Origin of the sequence: Paraburkholderia sp. LEh10, from assembly GCF_017814945.1 — a bacterium.
Taxonomy (GTDB): domain Bacteria; phylum Pseudomonadota; class Gammaproteobacteria; order Burkholderiales; family Burkholderiaceae; genus Paraburkholderia.
Window position 1 is genome coordinate 1 of sequence record NZ_JAGIPX010000179.1, and the last position, 2374, is coordinate 2374.

The window sequence follows — 2374 nt, forward strand, 5'->3', positions numbered from 1 at the left end:
CCATCAGCGGCGTCATGCCCACAATGCTGCGCGAGTGAATGTCCGGGAAGTCGTGGATCGAGAGCCATGTTCCGAGCGTTGCCCACGTGACATCGCGGCGGCTTGCGCTTTCGTATGGGACAGTGTCGGTGAGCAGTGACATGATGACACTCCGGCTCAGTGGATAGGCGCCGCCGCCACACGCGCCCGAACCGCTGAAATGATAGGTCAGACTGGCCTGTTTTCGTTTGGATTGCGAACCGGCCCCATCGCTTCGAGTCCTTCCGCGTAGCTGATCGTGTCAAACGGCAGGTCGAAGAGGATTGCGGCGTCGGCGACCGCGTCGAGCTTGCCGGCCGTGTCTTTCCTTTTCAGCTCGCTCTTCTCCAGATGCAGGAGCTCAAGCATCTCGTTGTAGACGGTCGATTCCACAATCGGCAGCACGTAGAACACCGCTCCGTTGTACGGCACCTGATAGCGTCTGGACAGATCGACGTTGTCGCAGAAGAGGAAATACTTTCCGCGGGCCGAGAAGGCATTGCCGAGCACTTCCGCGACGTCTCTCAGGTATTCGAAGCTCAATAGCCAACCGGCAAAGAACGACAGGTGCGGGTCGTTGACGTTCGCTACGGCCATGACCTGTTCGCAGGAAAGCTCGGGCGGGCGCGCCTCGTCGGCGAGCCGCGGTCCGAAGCGTAGCGCGAGCTCGCCGCGAAAACCGATCCGGCGAGGCGCGTTCGTATGCCCCCTGAAGACCGCGTTGAGGAGTCGGCCCTGGTGTTGCAGCCTGGCCAACGGGGTTTCATCGAGTTCATGGTGGCTGATCGTGTCAGTCATTAGTATTCCTCTTTGATGGATCTTGCATGCGCGCGGACCGGGCGCTGGTTCGCACATCCTCGGCGGGATGTGCCGGGAACTCTGCAACATCCGTACCAATGCCAGGGCCAACGCCAGGCAGGCTATACGGGCAGGCTGCCCGGTGCTGCCCATGTCGTTTGCGACAAAAGGCGCGCGATTTGTCGGGAAGGCGACGTCGCGAACGTCGCAGGCGGCCATTCGGGGGAACCCGGCGAAAACCCGGCCTGGCCAGGGTTTCGACGATCTGCGCACTCATGGCACAAAAGCTGCGTCGATGGGGCCGCGCGGACACAATCCGGCCGATGCGTGACTCGACAGAAGAAGACCATACGGACACCGCAGGCTGAGGACATGGTCGCGGCTTTGGAGATCTGATTCGCAACCCCGGTTTCACCTTCCATGTCAATGGAGTACGACAATGTCTCAACTTCGGCAAATCGCCTTCTACGGCAAAGGCGGCATCGGCAAGTCCACCACGTCGCAAAATACGCTTGCGGCGCTGAGCGACCTCGGGCAGAAGATCCTCATCGTAGGGTGTGATCCAAAGGCTGACTCGACGCGCCTGATACTGCACGCGAAGGCGCAGGACACAATTCTCTCGCTTGCGGCGGAAGCGGGTTCAGTCGAGGACCTGGAACTCGATGACGTGATGAAGATCGGCTACAAGGACATCCGCTGCGTCGAGTCGGGGGGGCCTGAGCCGGGCGTCGGCTGCGCGGGCCGTGGCGTCATCACGTCGATCAATTTCCTCGAGGAGAACGGCGCGTATGACGGCGTGGACTATGTGTCGTACGACGTGCTCGGCGACGTGGTGTGCGGTGGCTTCGCCATGCCCATTCGCGAGAACAAGGCGCAGGAAATCTACATTGTCATGTCAGGCGAGATGATGGCGATGTACGCGGCGAACAACATCTCGAAGGGCATCCTGAAATACGCGAACAGTGGCGGCGTGCGCCTGGGCGGGCTCATCTGCAACGAGCGCAAGACCGACAAGGAACTGGAGCTTGCCGAATCGCTCGCGACGATGCTTGGCACAAGGCTGATCCACTTCGTGCCGCGCGACAACATCGTCCAGCACGCGGAACTGCGGCGAATGACCGTGATCGAGTACGCGCCGGACAGCTCACAGGCGGGTCAGTATCGCGCGCTTGCCGAGAAGATTCATCACAACGGCGGCAATGGCGTGGTTCCGACGCCGATCACGATGGACCAGCTCGAAGACCTGCTGATGGAGAAAGGCATCATGGTGCAGGTCGACGAGTCGCAGGTCGGCAAAACGGCGGCCGAACTGACCGCCTGACGAATGCCGGGCGAAGGTCGCCGTGCGGCGGCCGGATCCGGCGATGACATTCTCCACTTATGGGATATGCAATGACCGCGACGGTTGAAGAACGCAAGGCCGCCAACAAGGCCCTGATCGACGAAGTGCTGCAGGCCTACCCCGAAAAGATGGCCAAGCGCCGCGCCAAGCATCTGGGTTCCTTTGAACAGGGCAAGCCCGACTGTGGGGTGAAGTCCAACATCAAGTCGCTGCCCG

The 2374-nt window shown here is 61.1% G+C and carries 2 protein-coding genes and 1 pseudogene; 2 read left to right on the plus strand and 1 reads right to left on the minus strand.

The window, feature by feature from the left end; genetic code table 11:
* Positions 1-207 precede the first annotated feature (207 nt).
* The gene (locus J8I87_RS43710) at positions 208-816 is read right to left on the minus strand and encodes a hypothetical protein (protein ID WP_209938847.1); all 609 of its coding nucleotides are present in this window, start codon (positions 814-816) and stop codon (positions 208-210) included.
* A 439-nt stretch (positions 817-1255) separates the two neighbouring features.
* Here J8I87_RS43710 and nifH point away from each other — a divergent pair, with 439 nt between their 5' ends.
* Positions 1256-2137: a nitrogenase iron protein gene (nifH, locus tag J8I87_RS43715; RefSeq protein ID WP_012406781.1), complete on the plus strand. Its 882-nt coding sequence runs from the start codon at positions 1256-1258 to the stop codon at positions 2135-2137.
* A 71-nt stretch (positions 2138-2208) separates the two neighbouring features.
* A pseudogene (locus J8I87_RS45565) lies at positions 2209-2374 on the plus strand (nitrogenase molybdenum-iron protein alpha chain); the annotation flags it as partial.